General features: G+C 46.3%; 15 protein-coding genes. 11 read left to right on the top strand and 4 right to left on the bottom strand.

From position 1 onward, the window contains the following. The first annotated feature begins 46 nt into the window (after nt 1-46). On the top strand, nt 47-2,851 hold the full coding sequence (locus tag BC351_RS07040) for a discoidin domain-containing protein (protein ID WP_079410073.1): 2,805 nt from the start codon (nt 47-49) through the stop codon (nt 2,849-2,851). Between the two features lie 1,157 nt (nt 2,852-4,008). Here BC351_RS07040 and BC351_RS07035 read toward each other — a convergent pair. The 3 genes from BC351_RS07035 to BC351_RS07025 are packed head-to-tail and all read right to left on the bottom strand — an operon-like array spanning nt 4,009 to nt 6,890. Next, nucleotides 4,009-4,794 carry an ABC transporter permease gene (locus tag BC351_RS07035; RefSeq protein WP_079410069.1) on the bottom strand — a complete coding sequence of 262 codons (786 nt, stop codon included), beginning with the start codon at nt 4,792-4,794 and terminating at the stop codon, nt 4,009-4,011. Between the two features lie 30 nt (nt 4,795-4,824). Next, nucleotides 4,825-5,817: an Ldh family oxidoreductase gene (locus BC351_RS07030; RefSeq protein ID WP_079410065.1), complete on the bottom strand. Its 993-nt coding sequence runs from the start codon at nt 5,815-5,817 to the stop codon at nt 4,825-4,827. Between the two features lie 26 nt (nt 5,818-5,843). Continuing rightward, a complete protein-coding gene (locus BC351_RS07025; RefSeq protein ID WP_079410061.1) occupies nt 5,844-6,890 on the bottom strand; it encodes an aliphatic sulfonate ABC transporter substrate-binding protein in 1,047 nt (348 codons plus the stop codon). Between the two features lie 118 nt (nt 6,891-7,008). On the opposite strand from BC351_RS07025, the gene BC351_RS07020 reads away from it, so the two are divergent. Next, nucleotides 7,009-7,914 (top strand): LysR family transcriptional regulator, encoded by a 906-nt coding sequence (locus BC351_RS07020; protein WP_079410058.1) that lies wholly within the window; start codon nt 7,009-7,011, stop codon nt 7,912-7,914. Nucleotides 7,915-7,947: 33 nt separating this feature from the next. Here BC351_RS07020 and BC351_RS07015 read toward each other — a convergent pair whose 3' ends face one another. Beyond that, complete coding sequence (locus tag BC351_RS07015) at nt 7,948-8,712, bottom strand: ABC transporter ATP-binding protein (RefSeq protein ID WP_079410054.1); 765 nt, start codon at nt 8,710-8,712, stop codon at nt 7,948-7,950. A gap of 206 nt (nt 8,713-8,918) precedes the next feature. Between BC351_RS07015 and BC351_RS07010 the strand changes: the two genes are divergently transcribed. From BC351_RS07010 to BC351_RS06970, 9 genes are all read left to right on the top strand, one after another. Beyond that, nucleotides 8,919-10,490 (top strand): FAD-dependent oxidoreductase, encoded by a 1,572-nt coding sequence (locus tag BC351_RS07010; RefSeq protein WP_079410222.1) that lies wholly within the window; start codon nt 8,919-8,921, stop codon nt 10,488-10,490. A 342-nt stretch (nt 10,491-10,832) separates the two neighbouring features. After that, nucleotides 10,833-12,476: a 3-keto-alpha-glucoside-1,2-lyase-like domain-containing protein gene (locus BC351_RS07005; RefSeq protein ID WP_079410050.1), complete on the top strand. Its 1,644-nt coding sequence runs from the start codon at nt 10,833-10,835 to the stop codon at nt 12,474-12,476. 550 nt (nt 12,477-13,026) lie between these two features. Further along, a complete protein-coding gene (locus BC351_RS07000) occupies nt 13,027-14,340 on the top strand; it encodes an ABC transporter substrate-binding protein (protein WP_079410048.1) in 1,314 nt (437 codons plus the stop codon). A 97-nt stretch (nt 14,341-14,437) separates the two neighbouring features. Then, nucleotides 14,438-15,358 (top strand): carbohydrate ABC transporter permease, encoded by a 921-nt coding sequence (locus tag BC351_RS06995; protein ID WP_079410046.1) that lies wholly within the window; start codon nt 14,438-14,440, stop codon nt 15,356-15,358. A gap of 13 nt (nt 15,359-15,371) precedes the next feature. Then, on the top strand, nt 15,372-16,184 hold the full coding sequence (locus BC351_RS06990; RefSeq protein WP_079410035.1) for a carbohydrate ABC transporter permease: 813 nt from the start codon (nt 15,372-15,374) through the stop codon (nt 16,182-16,184). 35 nt (nt 16,185-16,219) lie between these two features. After that, entirely contained in the window at nt 16,220-18,064 is a 1,845-nt protein-coding gene (locus BC351_RS06985) for a cache domain-containing sensor histidine kinase (protein ID WP_079410033.1), read from the top strand. A 10-nt stretch (nt 18,065-18,074) separates the two neighbouring features. Next, nucleotides 18,075-19,655 carry a response regulator gene (locus tag BC351_RS06980; RefSeq protein WP_079410031.1) on the top strand — a complete coding sequence of 527 codons (1,581 nt, stop codon included), beginning with the start codon at nt 18,075-18,077 and terminating at the stop codon, nt 19,653-19,655. Nucleotides 19,656-19,735: 80 nt separating this feature from the next. Further along, nucleotides 19,736-21,037 carry an ABC transporter substrate-binding protein gene (locus BC351_RS06975; RefSeq protein WP_079410029.1) on the top strand — a complete coding sequence of 434 codons (1,302 nt, stop codon included), beginning with the start codon at nt 19,736-19,738 and terminating at the stop codon, nt 21,035-21,037. A gap of 280 nt (nt 21,038-21,317) precedes the next feature. Continuing rightward, nucleotides 21,318-22,439: a GntR family transcriptional regulator gene (locus BC351_RS06970; RefSeq protein ID WP_079410027.1), complete on the top strand. Its 1,122-nt coding sequence runs from the start codon at nt 21,318-21,320 to the stop codon at nt 22,437-22,439. Nucleotides 22,440-22,687: the final 248 nt, after the last annotated feature.

Raw genomic sequence — 22,687 nt, 5'->3', positions numbered from 1 at the left:
GGTAGGTGGAGGGATTTCAACAAATACAAAACATGGAGGTAATCGTATGCGTATTACAAAGAGAGCGAAATGGACAGGATCACTTGCTATTCTGACATTCCTCACCGGGCAAGCATTGGGCGGGCTACAGACAGCTTCGGCAGCAGCAGAGAAATTTCCGACTTATGTACAACAAGCAACGGTCCCAAGCCTCACGACAGGAACCGCTGATATTGCCGGCTCTGCATTCGTCGACAAGGAAGGAGAGTTTCACTGGATGTATTCGGTAGCCAACTACGAGCAGGCGGATAACGGCGGATCTTGGATCAAGTTCAATATCAATAAGGACTTGGGTACACTCAACACGAACTGGGGCGCGGCAACCGTCTACAATTCTTACTGGAATAGGCCTGGAACATTCAATTATAAGCTTGATCAAACCTACGGTATTCCAACTCCCTACCAGGATGACCACAACGATGGAATCGGCGTCTGGATTGATCCTGATACAGGTTACTGGTATGCATTAACCAATGACGAATATCAATTTTCTCCTTTTGCAACGAACAATCCGACTACCAATGAGCGAATTGCCACAGGTGTTCATAACAATCGTGTTCTGGCTACCTACTCAACAGATAAAGGAGCTACCTGGCAGTTGATTGGGCAGGTGGCCACTTCACCATGGAATGACAGCAATGAAGCAGCGACGAATACGAATTTCCCAGGTACCACTTGGTCGTATGGGGTTGCCGGCACAAGGCTTTTTGTCGATAATGCAAACGGTTATTTCTATGCGCTTTACAACAATCACATTAATTGGAAACCTGGTTATAGCAACATACTCACCTACTTTAGTCTTGCCCGTTCTCCAATCAGCGCCAAGATGGCCGAAGGTTCATGGGATGTTTGGTATAACGGGACATGGTCCCGATCCGCACTTAAAGGGAATGCAGGTTGGATCGGCAGCCCTATGGGGGCTGGCAGCGATCATAATCTGAGCGTAAACTACACGCCGGTCACGGATAGTCTTACCTTAACCGGAACAGGAATGGATGGCTCATCCCTGAACATCGGCTACACGAAGGTGCCAAGCAGTGGAGATTTCATCTTCAAAGATCCCGCAGGCAGCACATACACAGCGAATACGGTCAGCGGTACGCTAAAAAATGCCAGCGGCACAAGTATTCCATCCGTCTCTTACTCTGATCCGGCACTGGATGCTACGATTACCGTCTACATCCAAAACAGTCAGATCTGGATCAGCCAAGAAAACAACGCGACTGGCTATTTGACGTCAGTTAAACAAGGCGGCAGCACCCCGGTTTTCAAAAATACGGCGACACAAAGGTTGTTCCTTCCGGTCAATACGCAATATGAGAATGCCTTTTCCTATAATGCATATAGTGGCAAGTACCGATCCGTAGGTTATGACGGGTACATTTACGAGACGGATGATTTAGGCGCTCCGGATACGTTTAAAGTCGTTGGCAAACTTCCAGCTACAGTAGGCAGCTATTTGTCGCAAATCGACACAGGCAGTTTGACGAATCAACAAGTCAGCGGTTACTCCTTTAGAACGATCTCCGATTTATCGGGATCACAGAAAAATTATTCTACCGCTGCTCCTGGCGCTGGGCAGACGTACTATTCGGCCTACAATCCGCCGAAGGACCAAAACGGAACGGCAATTTCGCCGTCCGCAGCTTATACTATCTCAATAGGTGGAAACTCTCTTCAGGATGGCGCAGCGAATCAATGGCAATTTGTTCCGGTTCCTGATGAATTTGATGGTTCCCAAAATAGCGGTTTCTACCGATTGCAGAACACATCCACAGGGAAATATCTGAAGGTAGCTGGATCAACAGCGGCAGCAACACGGGCGATGGGGGCAACTGTTATTTCCGGCGCAGCGGATGCCAATGCCAACCCAAGTGGAAATGGCGGCAACGGAACTGCAAGCGGCAGTGACCAATGGTATCTTTTGCCTGTTGGGAATGCAACACCAGCCTACCTCACGCCATCTTCTTCGGCCTCTGCGATTGCGGCTGCAACGAACACGAGTTTAAGTGGAGTAACGGCCTATCGACTGGTCAATCGGGCAAGCGCACTTGCCGTAGAGTTTACTTCCGGTCAAGCGGCGATTCGAGGCATGAAATTTGGCGCAGGCGCAGGCAATCCGCAAGTCATGACGATCACCCCAGCAGCGGCAAACCCGAACCTACCGTCTGTCCCGACTGGTTTGACCGCCACTGCCGTCAACGTGTCCCAGATCAACGTCAGTTGGAATGCCTCAACAGGCGCTGCGGGCTATGATCTTCTGATTGACGGCGTGATGGCAACTAACGTAAGCAGTCCTTATTCACATACTGGACTTACTGCAGGCTCAACCCATACGTATGGGGTAAGGGCCCGCAATAGCTCCGGCTCGAGCATATGGAGTTCATTGGTAAGTGCGACAACCCCAACGGGCATTGTATCCCAAGGGAAGACAGCTACGGCAAGCTCCGTACAAACAGGGAATGACGTTAGCAATGCCAATGACGGCAACACTTCTTCTACTCGCTGGGCAGCTGTGACTAACACGTATCCGCAGTGGTGGAAAGTCGATCTTGGCAGCAGTATGGCGATTTCGAAGCTTGAAAGCTACTGGTACAACAGCACAACCTATCCTAGGTCATACCAGTACAAAATAGAAGGCAGCAATGACGATGTCACCTATACGACAATTCTTGACAGGACGAGTAATACGACGCAAGGGTTGACCACCGATGCGTTTTCAGCTGCTTGCAGATATGTCAGAATTACCGTAACGGGCTCCAGTTACAGTGGCGGAAGTGCTTCGGCCTATGAATTCAAGGTGTATAATTAAGGAGGCTCGTGCTCGTATAGGCACTAAGAATAAGGCAGCTGCTGTTTTGAATCTATTAGCAAGGTAGGCGTGCTAATTGTTCGTGCTTGATCCAAGTAGGTAAGGAAATAAAGCTATAGTTAGCGAACCTAGCAGCAGGCTAGGCTAGGTTCGCTACTGCCACGAATAAGGGGCTGTCCCATAAGTAGATAAACCTACTTGAGGGACAGCTTTTTTGCTTTTTTGATTGGGATTCGGAGAGGCTCGATCGTGCCTATACCAAACTTACTTTTACTATTCGATTACTGGCAGCTCGGAATTGTACATGATACCTGACACAAACTGGCTGTTCTGGCCGTTCTGCGTGTGATCTTCTTTCATGCGTATGAATATGGCGTTCGGATCTATTTCACTATAGCTGCTATGGGTTCTGATAATCTCTTGATGAGCCGCCTACTTTCTCTGTTTAGCTCCAGCTGCTTTCTGTAAACCTGCAATTATGCATCTTTTTTGCTCTTGGAGTAGCCTTAACTATCAAAAGCCTGCATTTGTGCAGGCTTTTGAGGCTTTTTCTGGATGAGCGGCCGAAAAAGACAAAAATACCTGCACAATTGCAGGCATTTCCACTTTTTAACCGAATTCGCTCGGAAATTCCTGTATTTTTGCAGGCTTTTACACTCGGGTGAGAACTGATCTGATCTGGAAGCCCCTTCATTCCACATGAAAGTAATCAACCCCATCATCGATCGACGCTTACCTACTAAATTTGGCTTATGTGACAGCCTCACTTCTGGGTAGAGTACTGCAAAACCAGGTTCAGTTGATAATATCCACGCGATCAGCAGGAGCTATATAACTGGTACCCCAACCTTGTTGCGTAATTCCACTGGAATAACTCCAGTGGAATCGGTTTTGAGAGGTGGAAATGCTACTTTGACTGGAGATTATCCAGTGAAAGGCAAGAAACAGTCCTCCTAGAGGCCTCAAATCCAAATTCCACTGGAATAACTCCAGTGGAATCGGTTTTGGGAGGTGGAAATGCAACTTTGACTGGAGAATATCCAGTGAAAGGCAAGAAGCCGTCTTCCTAGAGGCACCGACCCAAATTCCACTGGAATAACTCCAGTGGAATCGGCTTTGGGTGGGAGGCCTAATAATCAGCTGAAACTCATGTTGCCTTACTTACTATCCACGCCATCATAATTATCTCTCCAGCGAAGCAGCCGATCCTCGAGCTTGCGGACAAGGGAATCTGTCAGCTTGCCCACTAGAGCAAATATGACGATTCCGACGAAGACAACATCGGTTTGGGCGAATTGTCTCGCATCCGAGATCATGTAGCCTACGCCGGAGTTGGCTCCCATCAATTCTGCGACAATCAGGCTCAGCCAAGCCATACCAAGCGAAAGTCGCAGACCAAGCAGAATGTTGGGCATCGCGGAAGGCAAGATCAGCTTGGTAATCTGCTTGAATCGACTGAATTCGAGCACACGGGTAACCTCGAACAGCTTGGAATCAATGCCTCGTATACCTAGAAAGGTGTTGAGATAGAGAGGGAAAAAGGCGCCTTTTGCAATTAATAAAACTTTCGAAAATTCGCCGAAGCCGAACCATAGAATGAATAGAGGCATGATAGCCAAATGAGGCACAGTTCTAATCATTTGTAAAGTGGGGTCCAAGGTGTACTCCGTTTTGCGGAAAAACCCTACAAGCAGCCCTGATAGCAGACCCAGACCGCCGCCAATGATAAAGCCTATAACGGCGCGATACATACTAACAGAGAGGTTATCGAATAAAACACCATCTCTCGTTAAGCCGATGAAGGCTTCGATAATTGCGATGGGAGTAGGAAGCAATTGGGGAGGCACCAAGTGCAGCGATCCGACCAATTGCCAGACGGTCAAAATGATGACAGGCAAAATGAGGCCATACATATATTTCTTATAATTCTCGCGAGTTTTCATAAGAAGGTCCTCTGAAGTAGTAGGCTGATGTTACTCATCTCGAAGTTGATTGTTAAGATACTCAATAACAGTTTGATGGACGGTAATAACGCCGGACGCCAGACTCTCACGGTAGCGCTGCTCGGAGGCTTGGCCTGGATAAGTGATGGACTTGTCTGGATCGAGTGTTGGGATGTTGTTAATCTCGCTCAAAAATCCAGTGATTTGTTCTCGGAAAGATTCCACGGTGTGACCGAAGGCGGTAGGATCGATGAGCTGGATCAACGCGCCTCTGCCCTTACCGGGTCCTTTGGAGCCAATAGGAACATTAACAAGTGCGCCGCTTAGCATTTCAAATGCCAACGCAAGTCCAAAGCCTTTGTAGCCGCCAAAAGGAGACAAATATTTAACTTCAGCAGGGTTGGTTGTAGGCAACCCTTGTTGGTCGACACCCCATGTGTCAGGGATGGGCTCCTCATTGTATTTGGCTAATGTCACATGACCCCAAGCACGCTCGGAAGTGGCCATATCCAGAACAAATAATGGATCCGTATGCGGAAAAGCTATACCAATTGGCGTGTTGTTCACGGCAACAGCTGTTCCTCCCGGGGGAGTCATTACGCTTGTCCCGCCATAAGCGAATACGAGTGTGATCGCACCTTGCTCGGCGCCATATCTGGCAATCGTGCCTGAACAATTAAAACGGGTAATATCGGTTAGTCCAATCGTAATCATTTTGCGGTCTGTTAGGAAGGGGATAGCCAGATCAATGGCTTCACGGGCAACGATATGCCCAATGTCCCGATTGCCGATGATATGCATGTAAGCTCCGTCGAAAGGACCAACTTGATAGGTGCCCTTGTCCTCGAAGGACTCGACAGCATTTCTGAAGAAGGTAATGCCATGAGAGGAGCGGCCTCTTAGATGGGCTTCCAAATAGTCTTCGGTTACGATTTCCGCTTCACGCTTCGTGGCTCCGTGTTTGAGGAGGACTTGTCTGCCAAGCTCTCTCAGCTCCTGAATAGGAAGAGTTACTGTATTCATGATGTAGGGTCACCCTGCCTTATGGATTATTTGTTGTTTTTGATATCTTCCAAAGCTTGTTTTATGTAAGTGTTATCAACGACTTTGGAGGGGTCAACCAGTTTGTTGATCGCTTTTTCATTGAGTAGGAATTGAGCGAGTTCTTGCTGGCCTTTTACGAAATCATCAGAAACCGGCAAAGTTGCGAAGCTGACATTTTTGATGACAGATTTGACGACGTCTGCATTGAGTTTTGTTCCTTCAGAGTAAATTTTCACAGCTTCATCGAAGTTCTGATTTTGCCACTGCAAGGTTTTCTCCAGTACTTTTAAATAGGCTGTAACTAGCTCGGGATGCTCTTCAGCGAATTTGGTACGGGCCACATGGAAAGCTGGGCTAATGTAGTTAATGTTAGAGCCGTCAGCTAATACGGTAGCCCCGTCGTTGACCACGGAAGTAGACAGGTAAGGCTCTCCAATGGCCCAAGCATCAACGGAACCACTGATGAATGCCGCTTTCGCATCGTCGGCAGTAAGCTGAATAGTTTGAATATCTCCAGGCTTCAAGCCCGCCTTATCGATCAATCGGAACAACATATCGTAGCCGCTGGTTGCTTTGGCAACGGCGATTTTTTTGCCTTTTAATTGTTCCACGCTTTTAATTGCGCTGCCTTTTTGAACGAGCAAGGCATTGTTTTTGGAACCTGTGCTGCCAACGGCAATTTCTTTGAACGGGATGTCTGCCATTTGCGCAGTAATAACAGGTGTATTGCCCGTTACAGCCAAATCAAGGCGATTCGTAAGGATGGCGTCAAATTGGGGCGGTCCGCCTTGCACCTCGAGCCAGTTTACTTTTGCGTTATGTTTGGCAAATTCCTCTTCGAACCATTTCTTTTGCTGTGCTAGAACTAGCGGAGCCACGGCGTGCTGAACACCGATGTTCACGACAACTTCTTTTTGCGAAGCCGGTGAACTTGAGCTAGGGCTTGGCGCAGTGCTGCTGGATGCAGTAGGGCTTGGCTTGCTGCCGCATGCGGACAAAACAAGTAAAAGACTTAGTGTCAAAGCGGGAACGGCAATTTTGGATAATTTCATAAGGAATCTCCCTTTCTAATCTTGAAGTAGTTAAAGTTTACTATATCCGAGTAAACAAGTATATTAACTATGTGTTATGATAAGATAACTTCAGGTTATAGCTAAAAGGGGTTTGGATATGAATATTGAGCAACTAGAATATATTGTTAATATTGCCAGGACAGGATCGATATCTGCTACCGCTGAAATCATGCATGTTTCTCAGGCTGGGATTAGTAAATCATTGGCGAGGCTGGAGAGTGAAATTGGATTTGAGCTGTTTGAACGCACGCGAATAGGAACGATGCCTACCGACCGAGGGAGAATCATCATTGAGAAAGCGAATGAGGCTCTGCTGAAAATTCAAGATGTCAGGGATGCCGTGCTCATGCAGAATGACCACATCGATGGCGAAGTCCGCTTGTCTGTGAGCCCGAATTTCATGGCCGTATTACCGAAGTCCATTGTTTCTTTCAAAAATTACTATCCCTATGTTCGCTTAGAAATAACGGAGAAAGATTCCATTGATATTATCGAGGACATTAAGCAAAACAAAACGGACATGGGTTTGATTTATTTGAATCATGAGCCTAAAGTTACGGAAGAATTGTGGCTAACGAAGATGTTCGAATCGAGGGTGGTCGTTTGCGTAAGCAAGCATTCATGGCTCGCCTCCAAAACCAGCGTTACCCGGAAAGAATTGCTTACACAACCGTTCGTCAGCATAAACGGGAGTTTTTCAAAGCGTTACATGGAGCAATTTAAAGAGAAATATGGCCCGGTCAACATTATTTTTACATCCAACAATCAAGAGGTGCTGAAGCGAACGATCGCCGAGGGGGCAGCCATCGGTATTTTCATTGAATTTAGCATTAAAAAGGATCCGCTTATAACGAGTGGTGAAATTGTAGCCATTCCTTTGGTGAGCGATGAGAGCAATATCGTAACTTTTGGCTGCGTACGATCCAAGAAGCAGAACTTCCCAAGAACGCACCAAGTATTTTTGAAATATTTATTAACCGAAATTCATTCGCTCGAAAAATAAAAAAGATCCGCCTCAGGGGCGAATCGGTATGGTTTAAATGGAGTAAGCGGGTTCCATCTCTTCATGTCCGCCTAGTGCGTACAGCACGCGTTTGCGATAATCCATGAAAGAGGTGGACACGCGAGTACGAGGATGCTGCAGCTCAATCGGAATAATTTCCTTAATTGTTCCGGGTTTGGCCTCCATGACGACAATGCGATCGGCCAAAAAGATGGCTTCGTCAATATCGTGAGTGACAAGCAGCATCGTCATCCGGTGCTCGCGCCAAATGTCCAGCAGTGCTTCCTGCATATGGTTCCGGGTAAAGGCATCGAGAGCTCCAAAGGGCTCATCCAGTAGAAGAAGCTGCGGCTGATGCATGAGTGCGCGCGCAATTGCCACCCGTTGGGACATTCCGCCTGAGAGCTGTTTGGGGAAAGCCTTCTCGAAACCGGACAACTTGACTAATTCAATCACTTTATTTACTTGCTGCCGGACGGCCGGATCTTTTAAAGACAGATTGGCTGCTATATTCTTCTCTACCGTTAACCAAGGGAATAGTCGATGTTCTTGAAAGATGAATCCTTTTTCGATGCTTGGCTTGGTTACCGGTTGACCGTCTAGGAGGACAGAACCTTCATATTTGACGTCCAGTCCAGCGGCAATTTTCAACATTGTGCTTTTGCCACAGCCGCTTGGACCAATGATGGCTACAAACTCATCCTGTTTTAATTCCAAATTCACATTGCGCAGTGCTTGGACAGTACTTTCCTTCGACACAAACGTTTTGTTCACATTCATAAATGTCACGTTCGCCATTCTGATTTCACCTCGTGTGTAGGAGCTTAAACAATTGGAGTTATATGAGTTGAAATCTTAATTTAAGTGTTGGGGAAAGTCAAGGGAAATTAATGGTGAAATGATATTGATAGTCCGGTTTGCAACTTTAAGAAGACTTCTTACGTCTATTTGAATAGGTTTAATTAAACAAATATGGATTAAGGAGGGAGTAACTTATGAAGAATATGTCAAGAGATCTGCACACAGATATTTCCATTATAGGTGGAGGGGTAGGAGGGTGCGCAGCCGCACTTGCCGCCTGTAGGATGGGGAAAAACGTATACATGACCGATGAATATGACTGGATTGGCGGTCAGTTGACGAGTCAGGCGGTGCCGCCAGATGAGCATAAATGGATTGAGCAGTTCGGCTGTACGCGAAGCTATCGCAAGTTCCGCGACGAGGTCAGAGAATACTACCGTCAGCACTATCCGTTATCGGAATATGGGCGATCGGCGTACTATTTGAATCCTGGCAACGGTGGGGTAAGCCGGCTGTGCGCCGAACCGCGCGTCACGCATGCCGTATTGCAGCAGATGCTCGCGCCGTTCGTTAACAGCGGGAAACTCACCATCCATACACGTACTAAAGTCATTAAAGCACATAGACATGGAAACGAGATTCAAGCGGTTACTGTCAAAAGCGAAAACGGAGAGAAGCTGACTGTCCACGCGCCTTATTTTCTTGATGCAACGGAGTGCGGGGATGTATTGCCGCTTGCGGAAGTCGAATACGTAACCGGAGCAGAATCGAAATCAGAAACAAATGAGCCCCATGCTTTGGAGGGGCCTGCTGATCCTCATGATATACAGGCTTTTACTTACTGTTTTGCGATGGATTACTTCGAAGGCGAGAATCATGTCATAGATAAACCTGTAGATTACGAGTTCTGGCGTTCTTTTCAAGCACCGTTCTGGCCGAATCCCCAGTTGAATTGGGTATCGCCTGATCCTAAGACGTTGGAACCGACAGAAGAAACGCTTTTTCCCGGTACGGATAAATATCCTTTGTTTATTTATCGCCGGATTGCGGATCGAGCGAATTTCACAGCCGGGACATACCCGTCGGATATTTCGTTAGTCAACTGGGCCCAGAACGATTACTTTCTTGGCAATATCTACGATGTGCCTGAGCACCTAGCCGAGAAGCATCTGCATCAAGCCAAGCAACTGAGCTTTTCTGTGTTGTACTGGCTGCAGACGGAAGCTCCACGGCCTGACGGCGGAGTTGGTTATCCAGGACTGAGGCTGCGTCCGGACGTCGTCGGGACCGTCGATGGCATGGCCCAGGCACCGTATATTCGCGAATCACGCAGGATTAAAGCGGAATTCACGGTATTGGAACAGCATGTAAGCGCAGCGATACGAGGCGCTCAAGGGGCTGAAGAGTTCCCGGACAGCGTAGGTATTGGATGTTACCGGATCGATTTGCATCCGAGTATGAGGGGACGGAATTTCCTCGATATCTCTTCGTTGCCTTTTCAAATTCCATTAGGGAGTCTGATTCCCAAACAGGTTACGAACTTGCTGGCTGCCTGCAAAAATATAGGAACCACGCATATTACCAATGGCTGCTACAGGCTTCATCCGGTGGAATGGAATATCGGGGAGTCGGCAGGTTATACGGCTGCTTTCTGTTTGAACCAAGGCATGACCCCCAGCGAGGTTCGCGCTGACGCTGCGAAGCTAGCAGAACTTCAAAATTTGCTTACGGCCAGCGGCATCGAACTGGCATGGCCTAAGATTGGGGCCGTGTAACTGGGCGTCCAACTGGAAGTGAGAGAATATCATCAATAGGGAGCTTGGCCTAATTATTAGGTCGAGCTCTTCTTTGTGTTCTGTATCCAAAGTCTTCCTTAACATTGTGTAAGGATCGTAAAATTGTCCACCTAGTTGCAAAAGTAAGCACTGAAGGGGCTGGAAATCGTAACAATGTTCACCAAATGTGTGCAGATTATAGGTTTTGGTACGGAAGAAGGGTCGTTACAATATAAAAAGTAAGCCCTTACATTTATCTCTGCCAGAAGGAGGGACACGATCAGAGGCCGCTGAATGGAGCAAGTTTGTAGGACACATTTTGTTCATTAGGAGGGAATTTGAATGTTTAAAAAGAGTTTAACTGCCTTGTTAGCAATGGTATGTCTCATGATTATGATTGGTGCAGTTCCTGCCTTCGCCGCCAATGGTCCGATTACTTGGGGTTCTACAGTAACGGTGACGAACATCAACACATTTACCGATGGTGGCACGGATGCTAGGGGCATTAGTCCTGGTACGTTTGGCTCGGAATATCCGCGGATGATCAAACTAGCTAATGGCGACTGGCTTGCTGTCGCGGCGATCTATGATAACAATGGCTACACCAAAGTGTCATGGGGAGGTACGCGTCAGCAGGTGTTTCGCAGTACGGACAACTGCCGGACATGGAGCTTAGCGGCCACACTTTGGGAGGATGGACGGGACTTGGATAACGGCCAGTTCGCCCAACTGCCGAATGGCGATATTTTACTTGCGATGCGTTCTGTTCGCTGGCAAGAGTCGTACCAACTGAAAGTGTACAAAAGCACGAACGGAGGAAGCAACTGGAGCTACTTGAGCACGATCGATGAAAAAAACGGTGCGCCAGGCTCTCTCGGCAATCCGGACAAAGGGGTCTACGAACCGCATATGGGATTATTAGATGACGGTTCATTGGCTGTCATGTATGCGAATGAGAAGCACGTAACCGAGAATCCGTCGTACAGTCAAATTATTTCGGAGAAAATCTCTACCAACGGGGGCGCAAGTTGGGGAAGTGAAATTTATGTGGCGTGGGATCCTGGCAATGCTGGTGCACGCCCTGGCATGCCTGTATGGACGAAGATGGCCAATGGCCAGTACATCGTATCTTTTGAAGTGTGCGGCACGCAGAACTGCAATATATTTTACAAAAAAAGCAGTGATGGCAAGACATGGGCAAGCGGCATTGGTACGCAAGTGTCGACGAATCAGCATGGCGGACCTTACCTTATTTCCTTAACGGACGGAAGGCTCGTGCTTAGTTCGAATTCGAATGTGATATCCATGAGCAATGATTATGGAAATACTTGGTACAATAATGATCCCTCAGCCTTTGGCAACACGTTATGGGGAGCCATCTATCAGACGGCATCCAATGAAATTGCTTTTATTGATTCCGTAGACCGCAGTGTTGGCGGGCACAATGTGCAAATCAGATTTGGCGCACTGACTACGGCGTACACCAACGATTTTTCTGCGAACGATAACGGTTGGGTTCGCTTTGGCGGAACATGGAACGTGGGCAGCGGAACGTACAATCTGACATCGAGCAGCGCAGATAAATCGATTCTGACGCCGTACCCGTCTGGCCGCAACTATACGCTGGAAGGGGATATTAAGCTCAATAATGCCGGGCAGGGAAGCCTGATCTTCAACGTGACGAATCCGTCAACGGGAGCCGACAGCCTGCTCGGATATGGAGCGGGTATTGATTCAACGGGCTCAGTCTGGTTGGGACGCTTCAACAACAGCTGGACGCAGCTAAGCTTGGTCAACACCCCGATCGCGACGAATACCTGGTATCATATGAAGGTCGTTGTGAACAACGGGAATATCAAAGTATATGTTGGCGATATGACAACAGCGAAGATCAGCTTCAATGATGCTGCTTATGCAAGCGGCACGATTGGAGTTCGCGGCGGCTTCGGCAATAGTGTGAGCTTTGATAATATCAAAGTGAATTGATTCATACCGAAATATACAAAAAGACTGTCAGGACATATTAGTCCCTGACGGTCTTTTTTTATTAGAAAGGACGAAGTGAAAGCTCGTTCCACTGGATTAATTCCAATACAAGCTAGTTCGAAGAGCTTGAAAGTCGGTTTCACTGGAAAAACTCCAATGGATTATCTGAAAAAGCAGACATTTTGAGGTTTAATGGAAGTTTCCACTGCATGAATTCCAATGAAAGCTTGCACCCAGCCCTTTGAGGGCTGATTTCATTGGACAAACTACAATGAGAAGAATACCCGTGTCCTGCTGCTAGGTATGTTGGACCCACATGCTTTGCAACCTGAAATCTGCTTAATCTTACTTTTGACACCTTATCTTAAGATCGTCTACTTTTGGCACATGCTTGTCTCGGACAGACCTTAAATTTGTTCCCAAAGATAATCTTTTTATCGGTTTAGGGAGAGCGCTAATCGATGTAAAGTAATAACCAAGGAAGCCCTTACACGATTATGGAAAGGCTTTCGCAAATCATAATTCAGCAAGAGAGAGGGTTGTAAAGACAATGAAAAAAAAGTTAACTAGTATGCTAACGGCAAGTGTTGCGCTTGCGTTGGTAGTTTCAGGCTGCTCGAGCACAAAAGAAAGCGCAACCAATACAACGGGTGCCTCAGCGAAAGAGACAACCAAAGCGGCAGAGAGCAAATCGACCAGTCCTGTTGAAATTACATTTTGGAATATGTTTGGCGGTGGCGAAGGTGATTTCGTAGATCAAATTATTAAAGGCTACAATGATTCTCAAAAGGAAGTGACTGTCAAGCAGCTCCGCCTAGAATCCAATGAGTATTATGCGAAGCTCAGCACAGCTCTATCTTCCTCCAAAGGGCCTGACGTGGCCGTGGCTCACGTTGACCGCATTTCTCCGTTCGTAAAAGCGAAGCAAATCGTACCGGTCGACCAACTAGCGACAAAGGTCGGATTTGATTTGAAACAGATTTCGGATTCCAATATCAAAAGTGTCTCTTATGATGGCAAACCTTATGCCGTGCCGTTAGATACACATTTCCATATGTTTTATTACAACAAGGACTTGTTGAAAAAAGCGGAGCTGTTGAACGACGATGGAACGCCTAAACTGGGCGATCTTACGCCGGATGGATTCAAGAAAACATTGGCCCAAATTCATGCCAAAGTACCCGATGTGCAGGCGCTTGCGGTGAATACCCCTTATTTCCAAGAGCCTTTCCTGAACTTGTATTATGAAGCGGGCGGCGATTTGTTGAATGCGGATTTAAATAAAGCAGCTATTAACAATGATAAAGCGCTTAACGTATTGAAATTTTATATGGATCTGTACAACAACAAATACAGTGATTTGAATGACAAAACCCCTTGGGATTCGTTCCACAGCGGGAAAGCGGCTTTCTGGTTCGGCGGCGTGTGGGAAGCCGGACTCTTGCTGAATGATAAAGCGCTCAACATTGGCGCCATGCCGCTGCCGGCTATCTTTGGCAGTCAGACGCATTGGGCAAGTTCTCATTTGCTCGTCGTTCCATCCTATGTTACGCCTGAGAAACAAGAAGCTGCTGCGAAGTTCATGAAGTATTTCTCGGAAATTGGCGGAAAAACGTGGGGCCAAGCAGGACATGTACCGGCCAACAGCGTGGTTACCAACAGCGATGAGTACAAAAAACTGCCGTATCGCAACTTCTTTATTGAAGCTCAAAAAACGGTGAAGTTCGCGCCAAAAACCGATAAATATACGACAATTATTACGACGGTATCAGAGTCGCTGCAAAATATTATTTTCAGCAAGCAAACGCCTGAAGAAGGCCTGAAGTTGATGGAGAAGCAAATCAACGATATTATTGCGAATTAAGTTAATCAGCAAGATCAGCAAGAAGCGGGTGCGGCTTCCGGTTTAGGAAGACGGCAGCTTCACCCGTGCTTTGTATAAAGATACAAGGAGAATAACCATGGAGATTAATGTGAGAGAGCGCGAAAGGACATTGATCCTCCGCAAACCATTTTCATTACGTTTCGTTACTGAATTGAAAGCTATCCTTTATCTGCTGCCGTTCCTCATTCCGTTTGCCATATTTTATCTCTGGCCGGTGTGTCGCGGAGCTTGGATGAGCTTGCATGTGTGGGGCATTCAGGGCATGCAGAAGTATGTCGGCTTCGCCAATTATAAGAAGATTTTCACCGATCAAAACTTTTACTTGTATGTGTGGCATTCCTTTTATTTTGTTCTTATCTGTGCACCCACGGTCATCGTGCTAGGACTCATTTTGGCGCTTATCATTAATCAAAATATTCGGTTTCGCACGGCAATACGTTCTATGTTTTTTCTGCCCTACGTGCTGTCCGTATCCGTTATCAGCTTTATTTGGCTTCGTCTGTTCGACTCCAAATATGGGCCGATTAACGCGCTTCTGAAGGTCATTGGGCTTCCCGGAGATATTCACTGGCTTACGGATAAACACTTTGTCTGGTGGGCAATCACGCTTGCGACCGATTGGTGGACAGTCGGGTTCGTCATGGTTTTGTTCCTGGCAGGATTACAAGAAATACCTACGGATCATTATGAAGCTGCGAAAATAGATGGCGCGGGAGCTTGGAAGCAGTTTCGGCATATTACACTGCCAGGCTTGTCGAGAGTCATGAAAATACAAGTTTTCTATCAAATTATTTCTTGCTTGAAGCTATTCGGGCAAGTACAAATCATGACTGGCGGTGGTCCAGGCGACACCACGAATACGATGATTCGATATATCTATGTCACGGGTTTCAAAAAGGATATGTTTGGTCTAGCTTCCGCACAGTCGATCGTATTTTGCGTGATCATGCTGCTGATTGCCGTTATTCAATTTAAATTAACAGAGAGTAAAGATTGACGGAGGATGAACAATGAAACCAATCGCACTTAACGTCATCGCCGTGGTGCTTGCCCTTGTCTTTATTTTTCCCCTGATCTGGATGCTGCTGGTGTCGCTTAAACCGGACGGTGTCTATGTATACACACTTCAGGACTGGTTGAAATTCACTGATCTAAATATGGCTAATTATGCTAAAGTGTTGAAAGATTCGCAAATATTGAGGTGGACTTGGAACAGCTTCACGATCGGCGTGATAACAACGATTCTTTCCTTATTTTTCAGCTCATTGGCAGCCTTTTCCTTTTCCAAATTAGCATTTAAATCCAAAGGGTTGTTCTTTCTGCTCATTGTTTCAGGCTTGCTTATTCCAACGGAAGCGATCCTCATTCCGCTGTATGAAACGACGCTGCATCTGAAACTCATCGATAACATCTGGGCGATTATTCTCCCAGGATTGACGAATCCCATAGGTATTTTGCTGCTAAAGCAGTTCATGGATGGCGTTCCAAAGGACTACATAGAGGCAGCACAAATTGACGGCTGCAGGAATTTTGGGCTGTGGTCGCGGATTTGCTTACCGCTTACGAAATCGGCGATGGTCTCTGTGGGTATTTTTTACTTCATCTTATCGTGGAACAATTTCCTGTGGCCGTATTTGTCGATTACCTCGCAAGAGAATATGATTCTCTCAGCAGGACTGCCAACCTTTTTGTCGAATAATACGATGTCCTTGAATCTCATTATGGCAGCCAGCGCGATTGCAGCGATACCCACTATTCTGGTTTTCGTGCTTTTGCAGCGTCATATCGTGCAAGGTGTGGCAATGTCAGGAATTAAAGGGTAAAGGAAAGATCCTCTAACGTAGAAAGGGTTGTTGCGATGACCCCAACAGCAGGGAAGACTAACAAATCGAAGTGGAATCGCTACATCTCATGGATGAATATATGGACGAGCAGCATACGCTACAAATGGATGCTGCTTTTATTTCTGTTTTCCTTAACGCCGCTGCTCGCCATGGGTTTTATGTCATTTTCGATTTCCAAATCAACGATTAACAAGAAGGTGACGGAGTACTCGGAACAATTATTGAGGCAAACAGCCGAAAATATCGACACCCGACTTGGGATATACAAAGATATGATGATGCAGGTCGTAGGCAACAACGACATTGTCTCGATGCTGCGAGTCCTAGATCGAACAGATGCTGCGCAGTATGATTTGGACTCTCTTTCACTTACGACGAAGCTTTCAACGATCATTGCGATTAATCAGGATTTGCAGTCGATCTCCTTCCTGTCTCCGAAGCATTACATCAAAGGGATTTATCGCTGGAACGACCGCTCGAATGAGAAAGTTTCACCGTTCCTTCGGACGTTGGAGGACGGGAGCAATTTTCGCTGGTTTCCAACCCGTCTGGGTACGTATGTAGACAGTTTGAATTCACAGAATGTCCATGTGTTCTCTTTGGCCAAACAAATTTATAAGACTTCAGATGATAGTCCGGTAGGCATTATTGCCGTGTTGGACATTCGCGAAGATGTGCTCAAAGAAATCGGTGATAAGACGACGAAGAGCAACATGGATATCCAAAGCTTTGTTATTGACGGAAGCGGACAAATTATTTCTTATCCAGACAGCCAACTGCTTGGCAAGAGTGTCAAACAGGTGTTGGGAGAAAGCGGTTACAGCCAAATATTTCGTAAGCCTTCGGAGGAGTTGGCCTTTCCGCTCAAGCATGACGGTCAGCGGCTGATTGTCAATTATAAGAAATTGCATACGAACGATTGGATTGTGGTCAATGTCATCTCGGAATCATCGTTGTATAAAGATACCAATCGTCTGTTGCAAATTATTATGATTATTGCGTTGATCTGTATTCTGTTTTCGATCTTAACGGCCATATTTTTGGCGAATTCGATTTCTAATCCAATCTTGAAAATGATCCGTCTGATGCGCCAGGTAATGTCGGGAGATCTTAGCGTTAGATTCAAGGCCAAACGGCGCAATGATGAATTTGATATATTAGGCGAGAATTTTAATTATATGGTTGCCAGAATTGATGAGCTGCTTAAAGCGGTCTATGAAGAACAGAACCATAAACGCGTAGCAGAGTTGAAAGCACTGCAGGCACAAATCAACCCTCATTTTCTATATAACACGCTGGATATTATTAAATGGACAGCCTTGTTGCAGAAAGCGAATAATGCCGCAGAAATGGTTAGTCTGTTATCCAGACTGCTCCGTATCAGTTTAGGCAAAGGCGAAGAGACGGTTACGGTTGAAGAAGAGATTGAACATGTACAGTGTTATCTGGGCATTCAAAAATTCAGATTCAACTTCCATATTGAAACGTTCGTATATCTGGAAGAAGATGTTCGCACACTCCGAACGCCGAAACTGATTTTGCAGCCGATTGTGGAGAATGCCATTCTCCATGCGTTTACCGAGCGGGAATCAGGCGGTGAGATTCATATTCGTTGTAGCCTGCATCCCGGGGGCGGCATCAGGTTTGAAGTAGCGGATAACGGCTGCGGGATGGAGCCATCGCTTGTAAAGAGCCTTCGTACACATCAAGAGACATCGGGTGAAAAGCTCGGTGGCATCGGTTTATCGAATGTGGATGAACGCATCAAACTGATCTGTGGTAAAATGTATGGCTTAGACATTCAAAGTGAACTTGGAACCGGTACGCGAATCGGTATTCGGCTTCCTTATATGGAGTAGGTGGAGATTCATGTTTAGCGTCGTGATTGTCGAAGATGAATATATTGTCAGGTATGGGATTCGGTCTATGATCGAGTGGGAAAAGATGGGGTTAACCGTTATTGGGGAAGCAGCCAACGGGCAAGAAGCCCTTGCGTTCATCCGCCAGGAGCCGCCGGATATTCTGATTACCGATATCAAAATGCCAATAATGGACGGGATTGGTTTAATTTCAGAAGTGCGTAAATTTAGCCCCCACATGAAAATCCTGATTCTCAGCAATTTGGAGGATTTTCAATATGCCAAGGAAGCGATCCGCTATGGGGTTTCGGAATATTTAATCAAGTCGGATATGATGCCGCGAGATTTCGAACAAGCTTTGATGAAGGTGAAGGAAGCCATAGAAGAGGCGTCTCCCAACAGGGAAGAGAAGCAATCGGCAAGCGCCCAGCCATTATGGAAAGAAAAGCTGCTGCTGGATCTTGTCGAAGGTACAGGGACAGAACAGTTAAGCGTGCAGAGCGCTATTGAAAGTTTGGGACTTCTGGATGCCAAGCTGCCGCTTTATGTGCTGCATATTGGGAAAAATGCTTTTCAGCTGGGTATCACGGAAGGGCAATCCTATATACGAAGTGCGTTGGATCGCATTGTGGCGGCGGAATATGGGGCTAGCTACGAAGTGTTCCCAGATAGACTAGGCGAAATGAATGTGCTTTTGTTTTCGAGGAAAGCTCAAGACTTGAAGGCAGTGAGGGAAATTGCGCAATCGCTTCTTACGTATCTGGTAGATCACTATGAGATGCTTTGTACCATTGGGGTCAGCAGAGGCATCATGGCTTGGTCAGATTTGCAGAATGCGCATGAGCAAGCTATGACCGCCGCTAAGTATAAAATGTTTATCGGCAGCGGAAAGGTGATTGTCTATGGTGTGGATTACGTTCCTGTGCAGAATCAGCAAACCGAGCCTATCAAGGTGAGTACGAATCACATACATTCGATGGTCTATGCGTTTCAATCCGAGGAACTGCAAGCCTATTTGGAAGAAATATTCGAGCATCTCACTTCCCGCAAAGATTATGACATGGTACAAATCATCTCTTTGGAGCTCCTAATTATGTTGACGACCCTTTGGTCGGACGTTTCCAGCGATCAGCACAATATTCTCCATCTGAAAAAGCAATATTTTGACCAGCTAGCCAAATTGGAGACGATCCAGCAGAGTAAAGCGTGGTTTCTCCAGGCTTTCGAGGAGCTTGTCCAGCACATGATTCACGTATATAACAGTGACCGCAACGGGATTATTAAGGCAGCCCAATACATACAGATGTACTATCATCAGGAAATTTCCTTGCAATCGATCAGCCAGCTAGTTCATTTAAGTAAAAATTACTTTGCCAACCTGTTCAAAAAAGAAATGGGTGAAAGCTTTTTGGAGCACTTAACACGCATCCGCATTGAGAAAGCGAAGGCGCTGCTAACAGGCGAGCTCAAAACGGCGGACATCGGTCATTTGGTAGGGATTCAGGACCCGAAATATTTCTCTAAAGTGTTTAAAAAGATTACGGGGGTTTCCCCATCGGAATATCGGAATCGGACTAGAGGCGACGTCTAGTCGATTCCTTTCACATCCATATTTGCAAGCGCTTACTAAAATTAGTATTGGTTAAACAGAGAGAGAGAGGGGGAACTGTTATGTTCAGGAAGTACCGGGCTCTGCCTCTATCCTTTATCGTTATGCTGGCGCTCACGGTCTCAGGTTGTTCGACAAACCCTGATGGCAGTGCCGAGCAAATGGCCAAAAATAAAGCAGCATCAATCGGCAATGAAGCTCCTATGGAGATTTCGTTTTGGAATCCATTCGGCGGTGGGGAGGGGGATTTCGTCGAGCAAATTGTTAAACGCTTCAATGTCTCGCAGAGGGAGATTTTCGTCAAACAGCTTCGGCTGGAATCCAATGAATACTACGTGAAATTGAGTACAGCACTTTCTTCTGGGAAGGGACCGGATGTCGCAGTTGCCCATGTCGATCGGATGTCGCCGTTCGTTAAGGCGAAGCAGATTGTGCCGCTTGACGGTTTGGCAGGTGAAAACGGATTCGATTTCAAAGAAATCGAGGAGTCCAATTTACGGAGTGTGAGCTTTAATGGCAAACCTTACGCTGTACCGCTTGATACGCATTTTCACATGCTGTATTACAACAAGGCGATTCTGAAAAAAGCTGGTTTGTTGAATGAGGATGACACGCCGAAACTTGGCGAGGCGTCGCCGGAGGGTTTCATTCGCATGCTGACGCAAATTCAAGCGAAAGTACCCGGTGTTCAGCCTTTCGCAGTGAACACGCCATACTTTCAGGAACCATTCCTGAATTTATATTATGAAGCAGGGGGTGAACTGCTTAATTCCGATATGTCGAAAGCAGCCATCCATAACGAGAAAGCGCTCAGCGTGTTGAAATTTTATCAGCAGCTTTACGCGAATCATTTGTCCGATTTAAACGATAAAACGCCATGGGACTCCTTCCACGAGGGGAAAGCCGCGCTATGGTTCGGAGGCGTGTGGGAAGCAGGTCACCATCTCAGCGAGAAGTCATTGCCGGTCGGCATGATGCCCCTTCCTCCCATATTCGGCAGTTTCTCGCATTGGGGAAGCTCGCATACGCTAGTGGTGCCTGCCTATGTGACGAAGGAGAAGCAGCGTGCAGCAATGGTCTTCATGAAGTATTTCTCTGAAGTTGGCAGCAAGACCTGGGGGCTTGCGGGACATGTGCCGGCGAATCGAGCTGTTCTGCAAAGCGAGGAGTATCAACAACTGCCCTATAGGAAGCTCTTTATCGAAGATCAGCATCATGTTAAATTTGCGCCGCAAACCGACAAGTATGCGACGATCTTTACAACGCTTTCGGAGGATCTCCAAAGCATCGTTCTGGGCGGGCTGGATCCTGAAGCAGGACTTGCCATGCTGGAGAAGAAGATCAACGATATTATAGCTAATTAGTTCGTTGGTCTTATTCAGGGAATCCTTACCTTGCTTTATAGGCCATAAGTCACTATAATAGCATTATCGAAATAGCAGCAGCCATAAGAGTGTTTTTGTAATAGTTGTGTTTTGCTTTTGTTAAAAAGCTGAAACGTTGTCTATTGGCAAAAGCACTTTTTGTGTTGATTGTGCAGTGCAATTTTCCAAAGAAAATGACGGAATTAGTTTGTTAGCATTGCTAATCATCTATGAAATGATATACTTAGTATATTAACAAAACGGCGTTAGGGTGAATCAGATGGAAGTACATTTATATGAACAGCTTTATAGGCATATTGTTCAAGAGATTCAAATAGGGAAATTGAAGTCAGGAGACCGTGTATCTTCTGAAAAAGAACTAGCCGAACAGTTTGGTGTCAGCCGCATCACGTCCAAAAAAGCGCTGGAAAAGCTGGCTGAAGCAGGGGTCATCAAACGCATTCAGGGAAAAGGGTCGTTCGTGGCGCATGGTACTGCTGGGGAATTGGAGCAAAAGCGGCATTGGGAGGAACGAATAATTCGGATGCCCGAAGAAAACGGCAGACAGTTGATCGGGTTCATTATTTCGAATTTTTCCGATGAATTTGGCTTGCAACTGCTTCGTTCGATGGAAAAGCAGAGCGCTGAGCACAAGTATGATCTGATTATCAAACGAACTTGGGGGAGCAGAGAAGAAGAAGAACGCGCTATCCAACTGCTTGGCAGTCTAGGCATCAAGGGGTTAATTGTGACGCCCATCCATGGCGAACATTATAATGAGGGACTGCTTCGTCTTGTATTGGACAAGTTTCCTGTCGTATTAGTCGACAGATACTTGAAAGGAATTCCAGTTTGCTCGGTTTACACGGACAATAAAAAAGCCGCCAAGGAGCTCACACTTCATTTGATCGAGAGAGGTCATGAGCAAATTGCTTTTTTGTCTCCGCCAGTGGAGAATACATCAACTTTGGAAGAAAGGCTTTTGGGCTATACCTTAGCCTTTACCCAAGAAGGCTTGAAGCTAAATGAGGATTATTGCTTGACGAATTTAAAGGGGATTCTCCCCATAAATATGCATGGAACGGCAAGCGAAAGCGACAAAAATACAGTTAAGCACTTTTTGGAACAATATTCTGACGTAAAAGCTTTCGTCGTCTCGGAATATTTGGTCGCAACAATGCTAGCTCAGGTAATTGACGCGTTAGGAAGATCACTGGACGATTACGACATCGTATGCTTCGACTCATTGAACGATCACTTTGGGAAGCCGATATTCACGCATATTCAACAAGATGAGAAACGAATGGGCGAAGAAGCAGTGCGTTTGCTCGTCTCGCAGTTAAGCGGAGAAGCCGTTCCCGAACAGCGAATTATCGAACATCGAATGGTTGTGAAAAAATAACCGGCAACGGCAGCGCAATAGCGGTTGAAAAAAACATGGGTTACGCTATGTTTTTTTTATTTTTGTTTTTATGCAATATACGGACATGAATCCTTTGGAGAAAGCTAAAACAGGCAGTTTTTGGGAAATTCATGTCGCGAAATTGAAGTTGACGTGGTATGTATGTGTATATTAATATACTTAGTATATACAAACATACTAATTAGTGGGGATGGGGTGGGTTTTCTCAACGCAATGTAAACGCATAC

The organism is Paenibacillus ferrarius (genome assembly GCF_002027705.1).
Lineage (GTDB): Bacteria > Bacillota > Bacilli > Paenibacillales > NBRC-103111 > Paenibacillus_E > Paenibacillus_E ferrarius.
The sequence above is the reverse complement of the archived record's forward strand: the minus strand, read 5'-3'. Positions and strand labels throughout refer to the sequence as shown.

What these genes read in the sequence shown, in the direction of transcription:
- BC351_RS07040 (WP_079410073.1), top strand. Translation starts at nt 47, where the DNA reads ATGCGTATTACAAAGAGAGCGAAATGGACAGGATCACTTGCTATTCTG.
- BC351_RS07035 (WP_079410069.1), bottom strand. Translation starts at nt 4,794, where the DNA reads ATGAAAACTCGCGAGAATTATAAGAAATATATGTATGGCCTCATTTTG.
- BC351_RS07030 (WP_079410065.1), bottom strand. Translation starts at nt 5,817, where the DNA reads ATGAATACAGTAACTCTTCCTATTCAGGAGCTGAGAGAGCTTGGCAGA.
- BC351_RS07025 (WP_079410061.1), bottom strand. Translation starts at nt 6,890, where the DNA reads ATGAAATTATCCAAAATTGCCGTTCCCGCTTTGACACTAAGTCTTTTA.
- BC351_RS07020 (WP_079410058.1), top strand. Translation starts at nt 7,009, where the DNA reads ATGAATATTGAGCAACTAGAATATATTGTTAATATTGCCAGGACAGGA.
- BC351_RS07015 (WP_079410054.1), bottom strand. Translation starts at nt 8,712, where the DNA reads ATGGCGAACGTGACATTTATGAATGTGAACAAAACGTTTGTGTCGAAG.
- BC351_RS07010 (WP_079410222.1), top strand. Translation starts at nt 8,919, where the DNA reads ATGTCAAGAGATCTGCACACAGATATTTCCATTATAGGTGGAGGGGTA.
- BC351_RS07005 (WP_079410050.1), top strand. Translation starts at nt 10,833, where the DNA reads ATGTTTAAAAAGAGTTTAACTGCCTTGTTAGCAATGGTATGTCTCATG.
- BC351_RS07000 (WP_079410048.1), top strand. Translation starts at nt 13,027, where the DNA reads ATGAAAAAAAAGTTAACTAGTATGCTAACGGCAAGTGTTGCGCTTGCG.
- BC351_RS06995 (WP_079410046.1), top strand. Translation starts at nt 14,438, where the DNA reads ATGGAGATTAATGTGAGAGAGCGCGAAAGGACATTGATCCTCCGCAAA.
- BC351_RS06990 (WP_079410035.1), top strand. Translation starts at nt 15,372, where the DNA reads ATGAAACCAATCGCACTTAACGTCATCGCCGTGGTGCTTGCCCTTGTC.
- BC351_RS06985 (WP_079410033.1), top strand. Translation starts at nt 16,220, where the DNA reads ATGACCCCAACAGCAGGGAAGACTAACAAATCGAAGTGGAATCGCTAC.
- BC351_RS06980 (WP_079410031.1), top strand. Translation starts at nt 18,075, where the DNA reads ATGTTTAGCGTCGTGATTGTCGAAGATGAATATATTGTCAGGTATGGG.
- BC351_RS06975 (WP_079410029.1), top strand. Translation starts at nt 19,736, where the DNA reads ATGTTCAGGAAGTACCGGGCTCTGCCTCTATCCTTTATCGTTATGCTG.
- BC351_RS06970 (WP_079410027.1), top strand. Translation starts at nt 21,318, where the DNA reads ATGGAAGTACATTTATATGAACAGCTTTATAGGCATATTGTTCAAGAG.